Raw genomic sequence first — 17,790 nt, forward strand, 5'->3', positions numbered from 1 at the left:
CAGTGAAACTGTGATTTTAGCAATATTTCACCCCTAAACCATCTCCCTGTCTCGCTTTGTTGTCGTGAAAATTCTTCTTTACTGAGTTTTGCCTCTTGCAAACAGAGATATATCAGAGATAATACTGATATATCACCGGTGGCTAATGGATTTATTGGGAGAGGCCACCACCTGCACGCCACCATGCATCATAAAATAATAAGCAGGCCCGGCGTGTATCAATTGAGGGGACTATCATGAAGACTTTGTTGATTGCCGCGCTTGCAGGCGTGTCGATGCTCGCCATCAATTCGGCTCAGGCCGTAGAACGTGGTGGCACGCTCACCTTCGCCCGCTATGATGATTCCAACCTGGTTGATCCAGTTTATGCAGATCGGAACCCAGATATCTGGATGGTCACAAACCTCTACGATACTCTGCTTCGCACCAAGGCAGATGGCAAGACCATCGTACCGGGTCTGGCGTCCGGTTATGAGGTTTCCGCAGATGGTAAAACCATTTCCATCACCCTACGCGACGGCATTAAGTTTTCCGATGGCTCTGCAATTACACCGGCTGATGTAAAGTTCTCGCTGGAGCGCGCCACCAACCCTGATTTCGGTCCGTGGTCCGGTCTTCTGGGCTCTGTTGAAAGCATCACTGAGACCGATAATGGCGTGACGCTCGCCATGAAGAACCCTGACCCGACCATCATCTCAATTCTGGCGACCTTCAACACCGCGATCGTGTCCAAGGCTGCATTTGAGGCAGCACCGGGAGCTAATGATCAGGAAAAAGCAACGGCTCTTTTCGCTCCGGGCACGCCTGTTTCCGGTCCATTCACGCTGAAGGACCGCACACGCGGCAGCACCATGACCTTCTCCGCCAACCCGCATTACTGGCGTCAGGGCGAAGATGGTAAGCCGTTGCCGTATCTGGATGAAGTAAGCTTCGTCGTGATTCCGGATGATGCAACACGTATTCTGAAGTTGCAGGCGGGTGAAGTGAACGGTGCTGAATTTGTGCCATTCTCTCGCGTAGCAGAACTGAAGGCAGATCCTGCAATCAACATGGAGCTGTATCCATCCACCCGTATCATCTACAGCCCGATCAACTCTCGTGAAACCCGGGCAGATGGCTCTCCAAACCCAATGGCGACCAAAGAGGCGCGTCAGGCGCTGAACTATGCCATCAACAAAGACGCGCTGGTTCAGCTGATCACGCATGGAACTGGCAAGTCCATGACATCCCCGTTGATGGCATCGACAACCCAGCTGGCACATGATGGTGGCCCGCTTTACCCATATGATGTTGCCAAGGCGAAAGAACTGGCAGCTGCATCAGGCCTTGAGGGTGCAGAAATCACACTGACCACGCTTGCAGGCTCTTCTGATGATGCAACTCTGTTTGCTGCGATCCAGCAAATGTGGGGTGCAATCGGCGTCAACGTGAAAGTGGAGCAGGTCGATAACCCAACCCGCGGCGCGAAGAACCGTTCCGGCGAGTTCGACATTCATACCTACGGCTGGGTGAATGATGTGAACGATCCGGCACAGGTGGCAGGTTGGTTAGGCTATTACCCAACCCGTAAAGCTGTTGGCACTGGTTGGAACAACGCAGAATTCAACTCCCTGTTTGAAGCCTCCAATACCGAGATTGATCCGGAAAAGCGCAGCGAGCAATACAAGCGCATGCAGGAAATCTATGCAGATGCTGCTCCGCTTCTGTTCCTCTATGAAACGCCATTTGCTGTTGCTCTGTCTGCCAACGTAAACGGTTATCTCCAGACACCGTTGGGGAACAACGAGTTCTCCTCGGCGTGGATTGCAAAATAACTCCTCCACTGAGTGCGCCGGGTCTGCATCAACAGGCAAGCCGGGCGTGAAGTAAACAGAGCAGATGGTCTGATCAGAAAACGGCAGGACCAGACCACCTGCCCCATGCAATCCGGAAAGCCGAAGCGCCAATCTCATAACTCTGTCGCTTCGGCTCTCAATACTCTCGCCCTATTAGGACTCAGGAATGTCGTCACTTTCCTATCTGGTGTCACGGCTGCTGCAGATTATTCCGACCTTTCTTCTTGTGATGGTCGTTATCTTTCTGCTGGTGCGTATGTTGCCAGGGGATCCGGCCATTGCCATGGCCGATGCCAAAGCCACCGAAGCTCAGCTGGAACTCATCCGCCAAAAACTCGGGTTAAATGAACCGCTGGTCATGCAGTTCTTCTATTTTGTAAAGAACACTTTGAGTGGAGATATGGGCACATCCATTCTTCTCAAAGCGCCTGTTCTGGAAGTTATTATTGAACGTATTCCAGTCACGGCGTTCCTCACTCTCTATGCCGTTTGCCTTTCCATTCTCATTGCCGGCCCGCTGGCCTTTGTTGCCGCGCTGAATAAAAATGGTGGTCTGGATATTGCCATTCGCAGCGGCTTTCAGGTGGGGCTTTCAACCCCGGTGTTTTACATTGGTCTGTTGCTGCTCACCTTCCTTGCAGCGTCCCTGCGGCTGTTTCCGGTTGGTGGTTACGGCACCACGTTTTTGCAACACCTGCACCACTTGATGCTGCCCGCCCTGACGGTTGCGCTTTACACTTCTGCCATCATCATGCGGAACTTGCGTTCTGCGGTGATTGAGGTGCTGGATGCTGACTATGTTCAGTTCGCCCGCTCCAAAGGCTTGTCCCGAAGTGTCATTCTGGGCCGCCATGTTCTGCGCAACGCAATGATTTCCACTGTCACACTGCTTGGCCTTTCCATTGGCAACCTGATGAGTGGGACGCTGGTGACGGAGACGGTATTCGCGGTGCCCGGCCTTGGCCGGTTGATGCTGGAAGCGATCTTTGCCCGTGACTATCCGTTGATACAGGGCCTCACACTCACCTTCGCTGTTATGGTTTCTCTCGTATTTCTGTTCACCGACATGGTGCAGGCATGGCTTGATCCGAGGTTGCGCCTGTCATGACCCAGCTCGATACTCTTCAAGCCACCACACCGCAGAAGAAAAAGCTCCACCCACGGGTCAAAGCTCTGCTTCGCCCTGGGTTCTTGTTGGGCTTCTTCATCCTGTCCTCTTCCATCCTGCTTGCCGTATTCCCATGGGCATTTGCACCGTATGATCCCAATGCCTTTGACTTTAATGCGATCCAGAAGTCACCAAGCTGGGCGCATCCGTTTGGCACGGACAATCTAGGCCGCGACACGCTTTCTCGTGTCATCTGGGCGTATCAGGTGGATATGCAGATTGCGTTCTTCGCCACCTTCTTTGCCATGGTGATCGGCGTGATTGTTGGATCACTGGTCGCTTATCACGGCGGCATTGCCGATGTGCTCTTTGGCCGATTGGTGGACGTCACCATCACCTTCCCGTTTCTGGTGCTGGTCATTGCTGTTGTTGCGGTTCTGGGACCGGGACTGACCAACATGTACGTGGCGGTGACGCTGGTACAGTGGGTCTATTATGCCCGCCTCACTCGTGCAGAAATCATGACGCAGATGACCAGTGATTATGCCTCCGCTGGAAAGGTGATGGGATACTCCTCCACTCGCATCATCTTCCGACATTTGCTGCCCAACGCCACAACGCCGCTGATCACCTATTGGATGACCGATATGGCGCTCGCCATCCTGCTTGGGTCTTCTCTTGGTTATCTCGGCCTTGGCGCACAGCCACCGCAGGCAGAATGGGGCGTGCTGATCGCAGAAGGGCGCAACTTCATCACCACCGCCTGGTGGATGAGCCTGATGCCGGGGATTGCGATTGTTGTGACTGGGCTTGGATTCTCTCTTGTGGGAGACAGTCTTGCTGATGTTCTCAGACCACGGGGGGCATCATAATGACCAACCAAAACGAGAGCCTGTTACAGGTTCGCGATCTCACCACCACCTTCCACAGCAAAGGCCGCGTTCTGCGCGCTGTTGATGGCATTTCGTTTGATGTACGTGCTGGTGAGGTGCTTGGACTGGTGGGCGAAAGTGGCTCTGGTAAATCCATCAGTTTGCGCTCCATCATCGGCCTTGCTCGCGACTATGGCACGGTGGAAGGCAACGTTTACTGGAAGGGGGAGGATCTGCTCACTCAAACAGACAAACAGTTGCAGTGCGTTCGTGGCAGCCAGATCTCGATGATCTTTCAGGAACCCATGACCTCACTCAACCCGCTGCTCACTGTTGGGTTGCAAATTGAGGAAAACCTGAAAGCCCACACCGATCTGGACCGCCGCGCCCGCAAAGCACGTGCCATCGAACTGCTGGATATGGTGGGCATCCCCAGCGCGTCATCACGGCTCAAGGACTTTCCGCACCAGTTCTCCGGCGGCATGCGGCAGCGTGTGATGATCGCCATCGCATTGGCGTCCAATCCGGAGCTGTTGCTGGCTGATGAACCGACCACCGCACTTGATGTCACCATTCAGGATCAGATCTTGCAGCTGCTGTTGTCGCTGGCCAAAGATCTCAATATGGCGATTGTGCTGGTGACCCATGATCTGGGGGTCGTCGCACAAACCTGTGATCGTGTTGCGGTGATGTACGCTGGTCGCCTGGTAGAAACCGGTTCAGTTCGTGATGTCCTGAAACGACCTCAGCACCCATACACACTTGGCCTGCTGAAGTCGGTACCAGAAAACATGCCACCCCGCACACCGCTGTACTCTGTTCCCGGCACACCACCGGCGCTGGATGCTCTGCCCAAAGGATGTGCCTTCGCGCCGCGCTGCCACAAAGCGGAGGATGTGTGCCTTGGTACTAAACCACCACTCTCGGTGTTGGGAGATGGAATTTCATCTGCCTGCCATTTCACAGCAGACATTCGTGAGGAGGTGCTGGCATGACCTATGAAGCTCCGGTTTTGGAAGTTGAAGACCTTCATTTACACTTTCCGCTCAAAAGAACCCTCTTCGATGCAATTCAACGCAAACAAAAACGCATCGTCAAAGCACTCAACGGGGTGAGCCTTGAAGTAAAACGGGGTGAAACTCTTGGCATTGTTGGAGAATCTGGCTGCGGGAAGTCCACTTTAGCCCGCTGTCTGGCCCGCCTTTATGAGGCAGATGCGGGCAAAATACATTATGACGGGCAAGAGGTTGCGGCCAAGGATGCCGCTGCCTTGCGAGAGTATAACCGCAAGGTCCAGATGATGTTTCAGGACCCGTATTCCTCCCTCAATCCCCGCATGACAGTGCGACAGGTCTTGAGCGAGGCGCTGCGTGTTCACAACATGCGGCCACCTGAGCAAATCAATGATCGCATAGCCGAGTTGCTGGACTTGGTGCGCCTGCCGCAAGATGCTGCGGATAAGCTGCCCTACGAGTTTTCTGGCGGACAACGCCAACGCATTGCTATTGCGCGTGCTTTGTCGGTTGAACCAGAGGTGCTGGTTGCGGATGAACTGGTGTCGGCTCTGGATGTATCAGTTCAGGCGCAGGTGGTGAACTTGCTCCTGGAACTGCAAGATAAGCTGGATCTGACCATCTTGTTTGTGGCGCATGACCTCAGACTTGTCCGCCATGTATCCCACAGGGTCGCCGTGATTTATTTGGGCACAATTGTTGAAATCGGCGATTCAGAACAGCTCTTCAACGCCCCCAAACACCCCTACTCCAAGGCACTTCTGGCAGCAGCCCCTTCTCTTGATCCAGACAAGCGCCATACTCGACCTTCAATATCAGGCGAACTGCCCAGCCCGCTCAACGTGCCAAAGGGCTGCGCATTCCATGCAAGATGTCCCCATGCCTCGGGGCAATGCCAAAGTGAAACTCCCAGATTGAGGGCATTAGACGAGCTCGGTAAAGTGGCTTGTCATCATGCCGAAGCTCTTCTATCAGCATAAAACCCCATCACACGATCGAGCTAAAAATGTTGGAAAATCAGAAATTTGAGAGAACCACTGACCGCTTGAACCTCCTGCGAGACGAGCTGAAGCGCACCGGATTGGATGCAGTTATCATCCCGCGTTTTGATGAGCATCAGGGGGAATATTGCGCCCCGCATGATGAGCGTCTGGCATGGGCAACTGGCTTCACTGGCTCCGCAGGTCTGGCGATTGTCACGGTAGATCAAGCGGTTATGTTTGTTGATGGCCGCTACACCGTTCAGGTGCGCAACCAATGTAGCAGCGAGTTCTTCTCCTACCAGCATATCTTTGATGAACCACTGGAAAATTGGATTTCCACCAATATGAAGGCAGGTCAGCAAATCGGCGTCGATCCGATGCTTATCCCCTCAGCTTGGTGGGATCGTTTTGCTGGTGGAGCTAAAGACACAAGTGCCTTACTGGTGGCAACAGCTAGCAATATCATTGATGCAGTCTGGTCGGACCAACCAGAAAAACCGCTCTCTCCAGTTACGCCGTACTCTCTTGAAAAAGCAGGTAAAACCAGCCTTGAGAAACGGACTGAAATTGCAGCGCATCTGAAGCACAAAGGCGCGAAGGTGCTGGTGGAAACCCAGCCCGACAACATCGCCTGGCTTCTAAATGTTCGCGGTGATGACGTTGAGTTCAACCCTATCCCACATTCCTTCCTGCTGCTAAAAGACGATGGCTCTGCGAGTTGGTTCGTGGATTCTCGAAAACTTTCCAATAGCTTGGATGAGTATGAACTGGAGAAGGTAGAAACCGCAGACCCTGCCAGCTTCATCAGCTCGTTGGAAAAAATGACCGGAGAAGGAACGCAGGTTCTGATCGATCCGCTGTTCTCCCCCGTCGCAACCCGTCTTGCTGTTCAGGCTTCTGGTGGTATTCCCGTCATGGAACAGGGTGCGATTACGCTCACCAAGGCTAAGAAGAACGTAAATGAACTCAAAGGGTTGCGCGACTGTCATGTGCGTGATGGCATTGCATGGACCGAGTTTTCTGCTTGGTTAAAACGGGAAGTGCCGCAAAGAGCCAAGGCAGGCGATCCGGTGCACGAGCTGGAAGCGGAAGAACGCATTCTGACCGAGCGTAAACGTCAGAAAGACTTTGTTTATCCGAGCTTTAGAAGCATTTCAGCTGCCGCCGGCAACGCTGCAATGTGCCATTATGCAGCCACGGATGCCTCCAATACCGCGATCCTTCCTGAACATACATATCTGCTGGATTCCGGCGGCCAGTATCAGGATGGCACTACCGACGCGACACGCACCTTTGCGTTCTCGGAAACATCGGAAGAGTTTAAAGCCGCCTACACCGCTGTTTTCAAAGGCTTTGTAGCGTTGGCTTCACTGCGTTTCCCGAAAGGCACACAAGGCCATCACATCGACGGGTTTGCCCGCAGGCCGCTTTGGGATCTGGGGCTCGATTATGATCACGGTACCGGTCATGGGATCGGGCACTTCCTCTCCGTTCACGAACAGCCGCAACGCATCGGTAAGCAATACAATCCGGTGGACCTTGTTGCTGGCATGGTAATGTCCATTGAACCGGGATATTACGTTGCAAATCAATACGGTATCCGGATTGAGAACCTTTTTGAGATCGTAGAGGAAGACGATGGTTTCCTCGTTTTCAAGAACCTCTCCTACATTCCCATTGAACCGCAGATGCTCAACATGGTTGATCTCACCCGTGCTGAAATCAAATGGCTTGGCGACTACAATGCTGATTTGAAACGGGTTCTTGGCCCGGAACTGAGCCCGGACGCCTATGACTATCTGATAAGTTGTTGTGAACTGCCGGAGTAATTACGGCTGACAAAAAAAGCCCCACAGAGCTTGAAGCTTTGCGGGGCTAATCGTGTGTAAGTTAGACAGAAATCAGGCAGACACCTGTTCTCCAATCGCTTCAATGAGCAGAGCTTTCGCAGCTTCCAGCGTAAACTCGACCGGATTGCCGCCAGCACTTGGATCTTTCACTGCTTCTTCTGCAAGCACGTCAATCTTGTCAGTGCCTACGCCAAGCTCAGCAAGGGTATTTGGCACGCCCATATCCGAGCGCATCTTCATAACAAAATCAAAGAAACCGTCGAAACCGCCGGGAATATCAAGGTAAGACGCCAGTTTCTCAATGCGCTCTTCAATCTCTGCACGGTTGAACTTGAGCACAGTTGGCATGATCACAGCATTGGTCAGACCATGATGCGTGTTGTAAACCGCCCCAACTGGATGCGCCAGCGCGTGAATACCGCCAAGGCCTTTCTGGAAGGCGACAGCACCCATCGCAGCGGCACTCATCATGTGACCGCGAGCTTCGATATCATTCGGATTTGCAACGACTTTTGGCAGATTCTCCTTCACAAGACGCATGCCTTCCAGCGCGATGCCCTGAGACATCGGGTGGTAGTGTGGAGAGCTGTAGGCTTCCAAACAATGCACGAATGCATCGATGCCGGTCCCAACAGTGATCATCTTCGGCATGCCAACAGTCAGCTCTGGATCACAGATCACAACGCTTGGGAGAATCTTTGGATGGAAGATGATCTTCTTTACGTGGCTCTCAGAATTGGTGATCACGCTTGCGCGGCCAACTTCTGAGCCAGTGCCAGCAGTGGTTGGAACAGCAATGTTCGGGTAGATCGCATCCGCGTCAGCCCGTGTCCACCAATCACCAATATCTTCGAAATCCCAAACAGGGCGCGTTTGACCTGCCATGAACGCAATCAGCTTGCCAAGATCAAGGCCTGAGCCGCCACCGAATGCAATCACGCCATCATGCCTACCAGCGTTGAAGGCTGCAACGCCTGCTTCCAGATTGATCTCGGTTGGGTTTGGATCGACCTCAAAGAACATGGCACGACCAAGGCCTGCCTCTTCCATCACGTCCAAGGTACTTGCGGTCACCGGCAGGCTAGCAAGGCCCTTATCAGTTACGAGCAATGGCTTCTTGATGCCAGCCGCAGCGCACGCATCGGCCAGTTCCTTAATGCGTCCGGCACCAAAGCGGATGGCGGTCGGGTAGCTCCAGTTTGCTGTCAGAGTCATTTTTCTTATGCCTTTTTAAGATGATACGATTTTGGACGGGTCAGGTTCAGGTAGCCGATTTCCGACAGAGCGCCTCCGCGACCAGTATCTTTGCAGCCTGTCCAGCACAGAGCCGGGTCCAAATAGTCCGCACGGTTCATGAACACGGTACCGGTCTCAATCTGAGCGCCGAGCTTTGCTGCCCGTGCAGGGTCCTGTGTCCAGAGAGACGCCGTCAGGCCGTAGTGACTGTCGTTCATCAGGCGGATTGCTTCTTCGTCACTCTCCACTTTCATGATGCCGACGACAGGACCGAAGCTCTCTTCGCGCATCACTTCCATATCGTGGTTTACATCCACGAGGATTTGAGGTGCGAGGTAAGCGCCACCATCATCTTCCGGGAAAAGGCTTGCGTCGATCATAGGCTTTGCGCCGTGCTCAACCGCATCTGCGACCTGCTTACGTACCAGTTCTGCAAATCGAACGTTCGCCATAGGGCCGATGGTGGTTTTCTCATCCAGCGGGTTGCCGAGTTTGTAACCGGAAACGATCTCGACAGCCTTCTTCACGAAAGCATCGTATTTGGAAGAATGCACGTAGATGCGCTCGATACCACAGCAACACTGGCCGGAGTTGAACATAGCACCATCAATGAGTGTTTCAGCCGCAGCCTCAACATCTGCATCATCCATCACGTAGCCCGGATCTTTACCGCCCAGCTCAAGTCCAAGACCCGTGAAGGTGCCAGCTGCAGCGATCTCCATCGCACGTCCACCACCAACAGAACCTGTAAAGTTGACGAAGCCGAAATTGCGGCCTGCGATCAGGTGCGATGTGGTGTCATGATCAAGAAAGAGGTTCTGGAATACTTCTGCCGGAACACCTGCTTCTGCAAAGGCACTGGCCATACGTTCACCAACCAAAAGCGTCTGAGTGGCGTGCTTCAGGATCACCGCATTGCCTGCGATCAAAGCAGGTGCAACGGTGTTGATCGCCGTCATGTATGGATAGTTCCAAGGCGCAATCACGAGGATGACGCCGTGCGGCTCCTTCTCGATGCGGCGCTCGAAGTTGTCGCTCTCTTCGGCAATGATCGGCTTAAGGCTCTCTTCTGCGATCTTTGCCATGTGAGAGGCACGTTCGTTAAAGCCGCCGAACTCACCGCCATAACGGACCGGGCGGCCCATCATCTTAGCAAGTTCAGGAACGATTTCGTCGTTCTGTTCACCAATCTTTGCGACGCCAGCCATCACCAGTTTGATACGCTCTTCGAGTGGACGAACAGCCCACTCTTTCTGCGCAGTTTTGGCACTGGCAATGACGGCTTCTGCTTCTTTCTGGCTTGCCACCGGACGTTCTGCAAATACAGAACCATCAACCGGCGAAATACATTTTAGTGTTTTTGTCATGGTCAACTCATCATTCACAGCGTGGGCTGGTTCTATCAGGCCCGTTCAAACCCGCGTGCAACTTCCCAGTCGGTTACACGGCGGTCATATTCATCCTGCTCGATCTTGGCGGCATGTGCGTAGTGATCAATCACATCGCCCCCAAACGCACCACGAAGCATTTCAGATGATTTCATCTCGGTAGCAGCATCGCGCAAGGTCGTCGGGATTTCGCGAGCGCCCTCACCTCCATAAGCATCGCCTCTGAATTCCGGCTCCAGCTCGAGTTCGTTTTCGATGCCATCAATGCCAGCAGCAAGCAGAGCTGCCATTGCCAGATATGGGTTCAGGTCTGCGCCGCCAACGCGGCATTCAACACGCACAGCCTTGGTGCCATCGCCGCATACACGGTAGCCAGCGGTGCGGTTGTCCATGCTCCAGATGGCTTTGGTTGGCGCAAAGGTGCCAGCGGCAAAGCGCTTGTAGGAGTTGATGTTTGGCGCGAGGAAATAGGTGATGGCACTCGCATGCTTCAGCAAACCAGCAAGGTAATGGCGCATCATCTTAGACATGCCGTAGTCGCCGGATGGATCGTAAAACAGAGACTCGCCATCCTTGCCCCAGAGAGACTGGTGCACGTGGGAGGAACTGCCGGAAGCATCATAGTGCCACTTCGCCATAAAGCTGATGCTCTGGCCGTTCTGCCATGCGATCTCTTTACAGCCGTTTTTGATGATGGAATGGCGATCTGCCATGTTCAACGCATCGGAATAACGGACGTTGATCTCTTCCTGACCCGCGTCGGCCTCACCTTTGGAACACTCGACCGGAATGTCGGCGCCGTTAAGGCCATTACGGATGGCACGCATCACGTTCTCTTCCTTGGTGGTCTGGAAGATGTGATAGTCCTCGTTGTACGCAGAAACTGGAGAAATACCGCGGTAACCCTTGGCGTGGGCTTCTTCAAAACTCTCTTTGAACAGGAAGAACTCCAGCTCAGTTGCCATGTTAGCGGTCATGCCCATGCCTTCGAGGCGGTCGACCTGGCTTTTCAAAATGGCGCGTGGAGAATGTGGAACTTCTTTGTGGGTGTGGTGGTCTAGCACGTCGCACAGTACCAGTGCGGTGCCTTCCAGCCATGGAATAACGCGCAAGGTGGCAAGGTCTGGCTTCATGACGTAGTCGCCATAGCCCGCTTCCCAGCTTGTGGCCTTGTAGCCATCCGGAGTGGCCATCTCCATATCGGTTGCAAGCAGATAATTACAGCTGTGGGTCTCTTCCCAGGCGCTGTTCACGAAGAACTCGCCCTGAAAACGCTTGCCCATCAAGCGGCCCTGCATGTCCACTTGCGCTGCGATAATGGTGTCTATCTCACCGGTGGCGACCAGCTCGCGTAATTCGTCGAGGGTCAGCTTTCCGGTTCTACGTGTCTTTTTGGTTTCTTCTCGCAACATACCTGTTCCCCGAGGACCCTGTTAAAGCGGCGGATGCCCGTGCCTCTCCTGCATGGCATCACCGACACTGCTTCGTTACTGTGTGGTGTGGCCAGCCCAAAAACCGGGCTGGCCAATCTTGGAAAAACAGCTTAGCCGTAACGGTAAGGACGACCGGCTTTTGCCATCGCTGCGTTGTATTCCTTCAGGATTTTAACAACGCGTGCATTACGCTCGGACTTGGCTGCGATCTCATCCCAGAACTTGAGAGCTTCTGTTTCAACAGTTGCCCACTCTTCATCAGGAATGGAGGTCAGCTCCATCTTCTCGCCCTGTGTGCGCAGCTTTGCTTCGCCTGCCCAGTACCAGTGCTGGCGGTAGTAGTGAGAACTATCCATGCACAGGTTAAAGAGGGTCTTCAGGTGATCAGGCAGTTCATTCCAGCGCTCTTCGTTGGCAAAGTAAGAGCCAGCCCAAGCACCGGAAATGTTGTTGGTGAGGAAGTAGTTGGTCACATCAGCCCAGCCTACAGTGTAATCCTCAGTGATACCGGACCACGCAATCCCGTCCAATTCGCCAGTCTGCATAGCAACTTCAATGTCTTCCCATGGCAGGGTAACCGGAACAACGCCAAAGCGTGTCAGAAATTTACCAGCAGTTGGGAAGGTGAAGACGCGCTTGCCTTTAAGGTCAGCAAGGCTGCGGATCGGATCTTTTGTCGCAAAATGACAAGGATCCCATGCACCAGCGGAAAGCCACTTAACGCCTTCGACTTCGTCGTAAGCTTCTTCCCAGATCTCTTTCAGACCCCAATGGTTAAACAGGGCTGGAACATCAAGGCTGTAACGGGAAGCGAATGGGAAATAGCCACCGAAAACAGATACGTCTACTGGTGCTGCAATGGAGTCATCATCAGACTGCACAGCATCAATGGTGCCGCGCTGCATAGCACGGAACAGTTCACCAGTTGGAACCAGCTGGTCGGCGTAGTACAGCTCGATTTCCATTTCGCCATTTGCTGCCTTGTTGAAGGCGTCAATGGATGGCTTGATCACGTGCTGAGCAAGTGCTGCACCAGCATATGTCTGAAGGCGCCATTTGATAGGACGACCTGCTGCATGAACAGCCGGAGCTGCAAGAGTAGATGCACCAGCAGCGGCGACGGTTGTCAAACCAGCTTTTTTAAGAAAATCACGTCTATTCGTCATACTCAATTCCCCTTGGAATATGAATTTCTGGATCCCTCAGAACCGGTGGACTTTTTATAGCGAGGGGTGTGATTTTTATCTGTCTCCATCCGGAATTCGCTAATTACTTCAATGGGTACGTTGATGATGCCTTGTCATGTCACCTCGCGTAATAAAGGTTGGGCAGCCAGAGTGCGATTTGCGGGAAGATCGTGACCAGAGCCAATCCAAACACCATGATTGCCACGAATGGAATGATGGATTTGTAGATGTCTGTCAGAGAGATCTCCGGCGGCGCCATGGCACGCATCAGGAACAGGTTGTAACCAAAAGGCGGTGTCATATAGGCGATCTGACAGGTGATGGTGTACAGCACGCCGTACCAGACCAGATCAAACCCAAGCACTTTGACCAATGGCACGTAGAGTGGAGCCACAATAACCAGCATTGCAGTGTCATCCAGGAACATGCCCATGACGATGTAGGAAAGCTGCATCAGTAGAAGGATTTCCCATGGGCCAAGACCAAGGTCACCCACGAAGAAGCCTTCAATCGCACGCACAGCACCCAGCCCATCAAACACTGCGCCAAAGGCGAGAGCTGCAAGGATGATCCACATGAACATACAGCTGATCTGAAGCGTTTTCTCAGTTGTGATGTGCAGTAAGCGGAATGTGAGGCGTCGCTTGAATGCAGCTGCCAGTGTTGCAGCTGTTGCACCAACGGCGGAACTTTCCACGAGGCTGGTCACACCCATCAGAAACAGGCCAGTCATGGCAAAGAAGATAAACAGCGGGATCACGCCGGCTTGCAAAAGGCGGATCTTTTCGGACCACGTGATCTCTTTGCGCTCTTCTTCAGAAAGGGTTGGGCCCAGTTCTGGCTGAAGGCGGCAACGAACTACGATGTAAAGAATGAACAGCCCTGCCAGCAGCAGACCTGGAATAGCTCCTGCGAGCCAGAGTTTACCAACCGGCTGGCGGGCGATCATGCCATAAAGAACCAGAACGACACTTGGCGGTACGAGAATGCCCAGTGAAGAACCAGCCTGAATAACGCCGGTTACCATGACTTTGTCATAGCCACGACGAAGCAGTTCAGGCAGAGCGATTGTTGCGCCGATGGCCATACCGGCCACAGACAGACCGTTCATGGCTGAAATCATCACCATGAGGCCGACTGTGCCGATGGCCAATCCACCATGAAGGCCACCTGTCCAGACATGGAACATCTTATAAAGATCTTCGGCAATGCCTGATTCAGAGAGCATATAGCCCATGAAAATGAACAGTGGCAGCGTGAGGAGCGGGTACCACTTCATCAGCTTCATGCTGGCGGAGAAGGCGATTTCGGAGCCACCATCACCCCACAGCAGAAGGGCGGCGATAACAGCAACGGAACCAATAGCAGCAAAAACACGTTGCCCGGTCAGGAGCATCAGCATCATGCTGGAGAACATCAAAATTGCGATCAGTTCATAACTCATGGCGCAGGCCTCCCAAGGGCGGCGGCCAAGTCCTTAAAGAACGTCGCGATTGCCTGAAGCAGCATCAAGAATATTCCAAAACACATAATGGCTTTGATCGGCGCCATAGGTGGTGCCCAAGCCGAGTAGCTTTCCTCACCGTATTTGACTGCGTATTCCAACGAGGAAAGACCGCCGTAAAGGAGGAAGATGAGGTACAGGATCAGAAGCAGGATGGTCATGACATCCATGGTGGCTTTACGCCGAGGAGACCAGCTTCCGTAAAACAGGTCCATGCGCACGTGAGACTGTGTCTGCATGGAATAGGCGCCACCCAGAAGGTAGTAGGCTGCCATGGTGAACTGGGCTGTTTCCAGCGTCCAGAGTGGCGGCGCGAAAAAGGTCTTCGCGATTGAGGAGTACAACAGCACCCCCAGCATCACGAAGATGAGGTACATGGCGAAGCGGCCAACATATTTGTTGATCCAGTCCACATACCTGACGAAAACAACTATTCCCCTTGGCATTAATCTACTGCCCTTGCTTTTGTTGTTGCTCCCTGCCCGCTCACAGTTGTTTCAGCGCTAAACTGTGGCAGGACTTGCAGAATTGCCTCTCCTAACAAGTCTGCAATTTTCTTCTGGTCTGCGCGCTCCGCGATTAAGTCGTTGCGAACTTCAATCATAACGTTTAGCAGGCCGCGGGATTGTGCCTGATCAACGAGGGTATGCGTAACCCCGTCTTCCGGCCCATATGGTTCGTTTCTTTGGATGTCGTAGAGATCCGATGGGCACAGTGCTTCCAGCAGTGCATCGGCAAAGCGGGTATCGCTGTCATGCAGCACACCCACCTCGACGGCTCTTTTCTTGCCGTTGTAAACCGGTGTGAACGAGTGGATCGTGACCATCACTGGAAGCTGACCCGCCGTATACTTGGCGTCGATCACCTGTTTTACTTCAGACTGGAAGGGGCGATAAAATTTGTTGGCCCGGTCTTGCCGCTGTTCATCATTCAACGAAACATTGCCCGGCACCTCGTAGATCTCGCTTTTTTCCGGCATTGCACTGAGTGCTTCCGGTGGGCGGTTACAATCATAAACGAGGCGCGAAATTCGTTGAGCGACCAAAGGTGCGTTCAGCTTGGTGGAGAGAAGTTTGGCAATCGCCAAAGCTCCTGGATCCCAAGCTGCATGGCTGCTTGCAGCTTCTTCACTTAGACCGAGGCCATTTAGGTATGCAGGAATAAACTTGGATGCATGTTCGCAGATCAACACAACTGGAGCCGTTCCTCCTGTATTGATCGTTTCAACAGTGTCGTTGCCAACAGATTCTATCTGGTCAGTTTTGACTTCAGACAAGAACAGTCCCCCCGATTGCATCTTGTTTTTCCTTGTACTTTCAGTCTTTTTATTCGTAAAAGAGTTTCTGAAAGAAACGTTTCCATGGAGACTAGTCTGAAAGGAACGTTTCACAAAGCCTAAAAACTAGGCAAATATACATACATGAGGCAGGTGAGAGACGTGAGAGACCCAAATGAACAGACTGTCGCAGAAAAATTACGCGGACATTTTAATGGGTTAACTCGTGCGGAGCGTCAGCTGGCCGTCTCTTTGCTTGCAAATTATCCAGTCAGCGGATTAGGCAGCGTTTCCGAGCTTGCAAAATCTGCAAATGTCTCTGGCCCAACAGTTGTCAGAATGGCGCAAAAGATTGGTTTTGCTGGGTTTACGGAATTACAGTCCGCTTTGCGATTAGAGGTGGAAGAAACAATTTCCAACCCAATCTCCAAACAAGAGCGCTGGACCAGAAATGCACCCGATGCACATATTCTGAACAGGTTTGCTGACGCTGTCATCGACAACCTGAAACAAACCTTACAGCAGCTCGACACGCAGGATTTCGATCAGGCAGTGCGTTTGCTGACTGATCGTGAGCGCGCTGTCCACATTGTTGGTGGCCGTATTACACGCGCTTTGTCGGACTATTTTTTCACCCATTTGCAGGTGATCCGCGACGATGTGATTGCCATCGCTTCCAACTCAAACACGTGGCCGCATTATCTCCTGAATATGAAACAGGGTGATGTGGTCGTGGTGTTTGATATCCGAAGATACGAACACGATATTCTGCGATTTGTCGATTTAGCACGTGAACGTGGGGCGGTTGTGATCGTCTTTACTGATCAGTGGACGTCACCTGCTGCCGTTAATGCGGAGTATGTTTTCAACGCCCGCATTGAAGCCCCGTCAGCTTGGGACAGTAGCGTTGTCATCATGTTCATTCTGGAAGCTATGATCGAAGCCATGACCACCTCCACATGGAAAGTGACCAAGGAGCGGATGAACACGCTGGAGAACCTGTTCGACAAGACCAAGATGTTCAGTAAATCCAGCTAGTTGGTCTGCTGCTCCGTTGAGCGCGCTGGCAATAGGGCTGGTGCGAAGAATGTCAGGTATTTGAAGCTCACATAGAGAACAACTGCTATCGCCACATAAAGCTCAATGTGTGCCAAAGCTCTGATCTGCGCGACAAGACTGGCATTCGCACCCAGACTTTCCATCCATGTTACCGTTTTAAAGAGCGCTGTTGCGCCAATTACGAGCGGAAATGTGAAGGCAGAAAAGCCCGGAGAAAACGGTAAGCGGAACAAGCGCAGGAATGAGATGTAAATCAGCGCCGTCATCGCGACAGCAATTCCGCCGAGCACGGCGACCATAATTGGAGATGGATTGCTCGTCAGTGTGAGGTAACCAGCAAGCGAGAGGCTGGCTGGTGCAGCGAGGATCGCGATGGTCGGTTTGGCTGCATCCGGCACTTCGGCGTGAAAAATCAAACGATAGAGCATCATTGGGAGCATCAGCGCGTAGGCAACCAGTCCAAACCAGAGCAAAGCGTTTGCAAAGCCTTCAAACATACCGCCGGGAAAAGCAACAGCGGCCACAATGATTCCAACTGGCGGCACAAACCAGCTTGGCACCATATGTTGTAGATTGAAGCCTTTTGCGCGATGAAAAATGAACACAGATAAGAACGTGAGATGCAGGGCAATCCCCAACAACCAGAGCATTTGCCCGATGGCGAAGTTGTATTGCGCGATTGCATAGGAAACGATCATCAGCGCCATAGCGGTTGTCGGGAGCACACTTCCAACAACAGGATGCCTCAGATCTTCAAAAACCGCAGTGTGCGCAAAAAAGATTTTACCAAGCAAAAGCACTAGCAATACGCTGGAAATCAATGCGCCTGTGAGTTGCAGTGCCCCTCCAAAATCGCCGGCATTTTCCATCGACCAGCCGAGACTTGCTATCCCTAGGGCGAGACCACCGAGAGGGGCCGGAACGTGAGCCAGTTTGTTTCGAAGAGTATTCATCGGAAATGCCAGTAACCTGAGGGTGAGAAGATAAAGTATGCAACTCAAGTTCCTAGCTGATTTGATATGTCCTGAAAATCTGAATATATTGAA

The 17,790-nt window shown here is 52.7% G+C and carries 15 protein-coding genes; 7 read left to right on the forward strand and 8 right to left on the reverse strand.

Annotated elements, in window-relative coordinates; all coding sequences use genetic code 11:
- The first annotated feature begins 236 nt into the window (after positions 1–236).
- The 6 genes from BM231_RS11335 to BM231_RS11360 all read left to right on the forward strand — a co-directional run bounded on the left by BM231_RS11335 (position 237) and on the right by BM231_RS11360 (position 7,640).
- Positions 237–1,814 (forward strand): ABC transporter substrate-binding protein, encoded by a 1,578-nt coding sequence (locus BM231_RS11335; protein WP_093519420.1) that lies wholly within the window; start codon positions 237–239, stop codon positions 1,812–1,814.
- A gap of 187 nt (positions 1,815–2,001) precedes the next feature.
- Positions 2,002–2,943: an ABC transporter permease gene (locus BM231_RS11340; protein WP_057461341.1), complete on the forward strand. Its 942-nt coding sequence runs from the start codon at positions 2,002–2,004 to the stop codon at positions 2,941–2,943.
- Positions 2,940–3,815: an ABC transporter permease gene (locus BM231_RS11345; RefSeq protein WP_093519422.1), complete on the forward strand. Its 876-nt coding sequence runs from the start codon at positions 2,940–2,942 to the stop codon at positions 3,813–3,815. Before BM231_RS11340 ends, BM231_RS11345 begins: the two co-directional genes overlap by 4 nt.
- Positions 3,815–4,810: an ABC transporter ATP-binding protein gene (locus tag BM231_RS11350; RefSeq protein ID WP_093519424.1), complete on the forward strand. Its 996-nt coding sequence runs from the start codon at positions 3,815–3,817 to the stop codon at positions 4,808–4,810. The genes BM231_RS11345 and BM231_RS11350 overlap by 1 nt, the downstream gene beginning before the upstream one ends.
- On the forward strand, positions 4,807–5,808 hold the full coding sequence (locus BM231_RS11355; protein ID WP_093519426.1) for an ABC transporter ATP-binding protein: 1,002 nt from the start codon (positions 4,807–4,809) through the stop codon (positions 5,806–5,808). Before BM231_RS11350 ends, BM231_RS11355 begins: the two co-directional genes overlap by 4 nt.
- 26 nt (positions 5,809–5,834) lie before the next feature.
- Positions 5,835–7,640 (forward strand): M24B family metallopeptidase, encoded by a 1,806-nt coding sequence (locus BM231_RS11360; RefSeq protein ID WP_093519428.1) that lies wholly within the window; start codon positions 5,835–5,837, stop codon positions 7,638–7,640.
- 72 nt (positions 7,641–7,712) lie between these two features.
- Here the strand turns inward: BM231_RS11360 and BM231_RS11365 are convergent, their stop codons facing one another.
- From BM231_RS11365 to BM231_RS11395, 7 genes are all read right to left on the reverse strand, one after another.
- The gene (locus tag BM231_RS11365; RefSeq protein ID WP_093519430.1) at positions 7,713–8,876 is read right to left on the reverse strand and encodes an iron-containing alcohol dehydrogenase; all 1,164 of its coding nucleotides are present in this window, start codon (positions 8,874–8,876) and stop codon (positions 7,713–7,715) included.
- Positions 8,877–8,881: 5 nt separating this feature from the next.
- A complete protein-coding gene (locus BM231_RS11370; protein ID WP_093519724.1) occupies positions 8,882–10,264 on the reverse strand; it encodes an aldehyde dehydrogenase family protein in 1,383 nt (460 codons plus the stop codon).
- A 35-nt stretch (positions 10,265–10,299) separates the two neighbouring features.
- Positions 10,300–11,697 (reverse strand): glutamine synthetase family protein, encoded by a 1,398-nt coding sequence (locus BM231_RS11375; protein ID WP_093519432.1) that lies wholly within the window; start codon positions 11,695–11,697, stop codon positions 10,300–10,302.
- A 131-nt stretch (positions 11,698–11,828) separates the two neighbouring features.
- Positions 11,829–12,884, reverse strand: a complete 1,056-nt coding sequence (locus BM231_RS11380) for a TRAP transporter substrate-binding protein (protein WP_063297147.1) — start codon at positions 12,882–12,884, stop codon at positions 11,829–11,831.
- Positions 12,885–13,023: 139 nt separating this feature from the next.
- The gene (locus BM231_RS11385) at positions 13,024–14,349 is read right to left on the reverse strand and encodes a TRAP transporter large permease (protein WP_057461333.1); all 1,326 of its coding nucleotides are present in this window, start codon (positions 14,347–14,349) and stop codon (positions 13,024–13,026) included.
- The gene (locus tag BM231_RS11390; RefSeq protein ID WP_063287600.1) at positions 14,346–14,855 is read right to left on the reverse strand and encodes a TRAP transporter small permease subunit; all 510 of its coding nucleotides are present in this window, start codon (positions 14,853–14,855) and stop codon (positions 14,346–14,348) included. Before BM231_RS11390 ends, BM231_RS11385 begins: the two co-directional genes overlap by 4 nt.
- Positions 14,855–15,685: an N-formylglutamate amidohydrolase gene (locus tag BM231_RS11395; protein WP_093519726.1), complete on the reverse strand. Its 831-nt coding sequence runs from the start codon at positions 15,683–15,685 to the stop codon at positions 14,855–14,857. The genes BM231_RS11390 and BM231_RS11395 overlap by 1 nt, the downstream gene beginning before the upstream one ends.
- A 144-nt stretch (positions 15,686–15,829) precedes the next feature.
- Here BM231_RS11395 and BM231_RS11400 point away from each other — a divergent pair, with 144 nt between their 5' ends.
- Complete coding sequence (locus BM231_RS11400) at positions 15,830–16,723, forward strand: MurR/RpiR family transcriptional regulator (protein WP_063310603.1); 894 nt, start codon at positions 15,830–15,832, stop codon at positions 16,721–16,723.
- Here BM231_RS11400 and BM231_RS11405 read toward each other — a convergent pair.
- Positions 16,720–17,697, reverse strand: a complete 978-nt coding sequence (locus BM231_RS11405) for a TDT family transporter (protein ID WP_093519434.1) — start codon at positions 17,695–17,697, stop codon at positions 16,720–16,722. The two genes, BM231_RS11400 and BM231_RS11405, sit on opposite strands and share 4 nt — an antisense overlap.
- Between the last annotated feature and the right edge of the window lie 93 nt (positions 17,698–17,790).

Source organism: Pseudovibrio ascidiaceicola (genome assembly GCF_900114245.1).
Lineage (GTDB): Bacteria > Pseudomonadota > Alphaproteobacteria > Rhizobiales > Stappiaceae > Pseudovibrio > Pseudovibrio ascidiaceicola.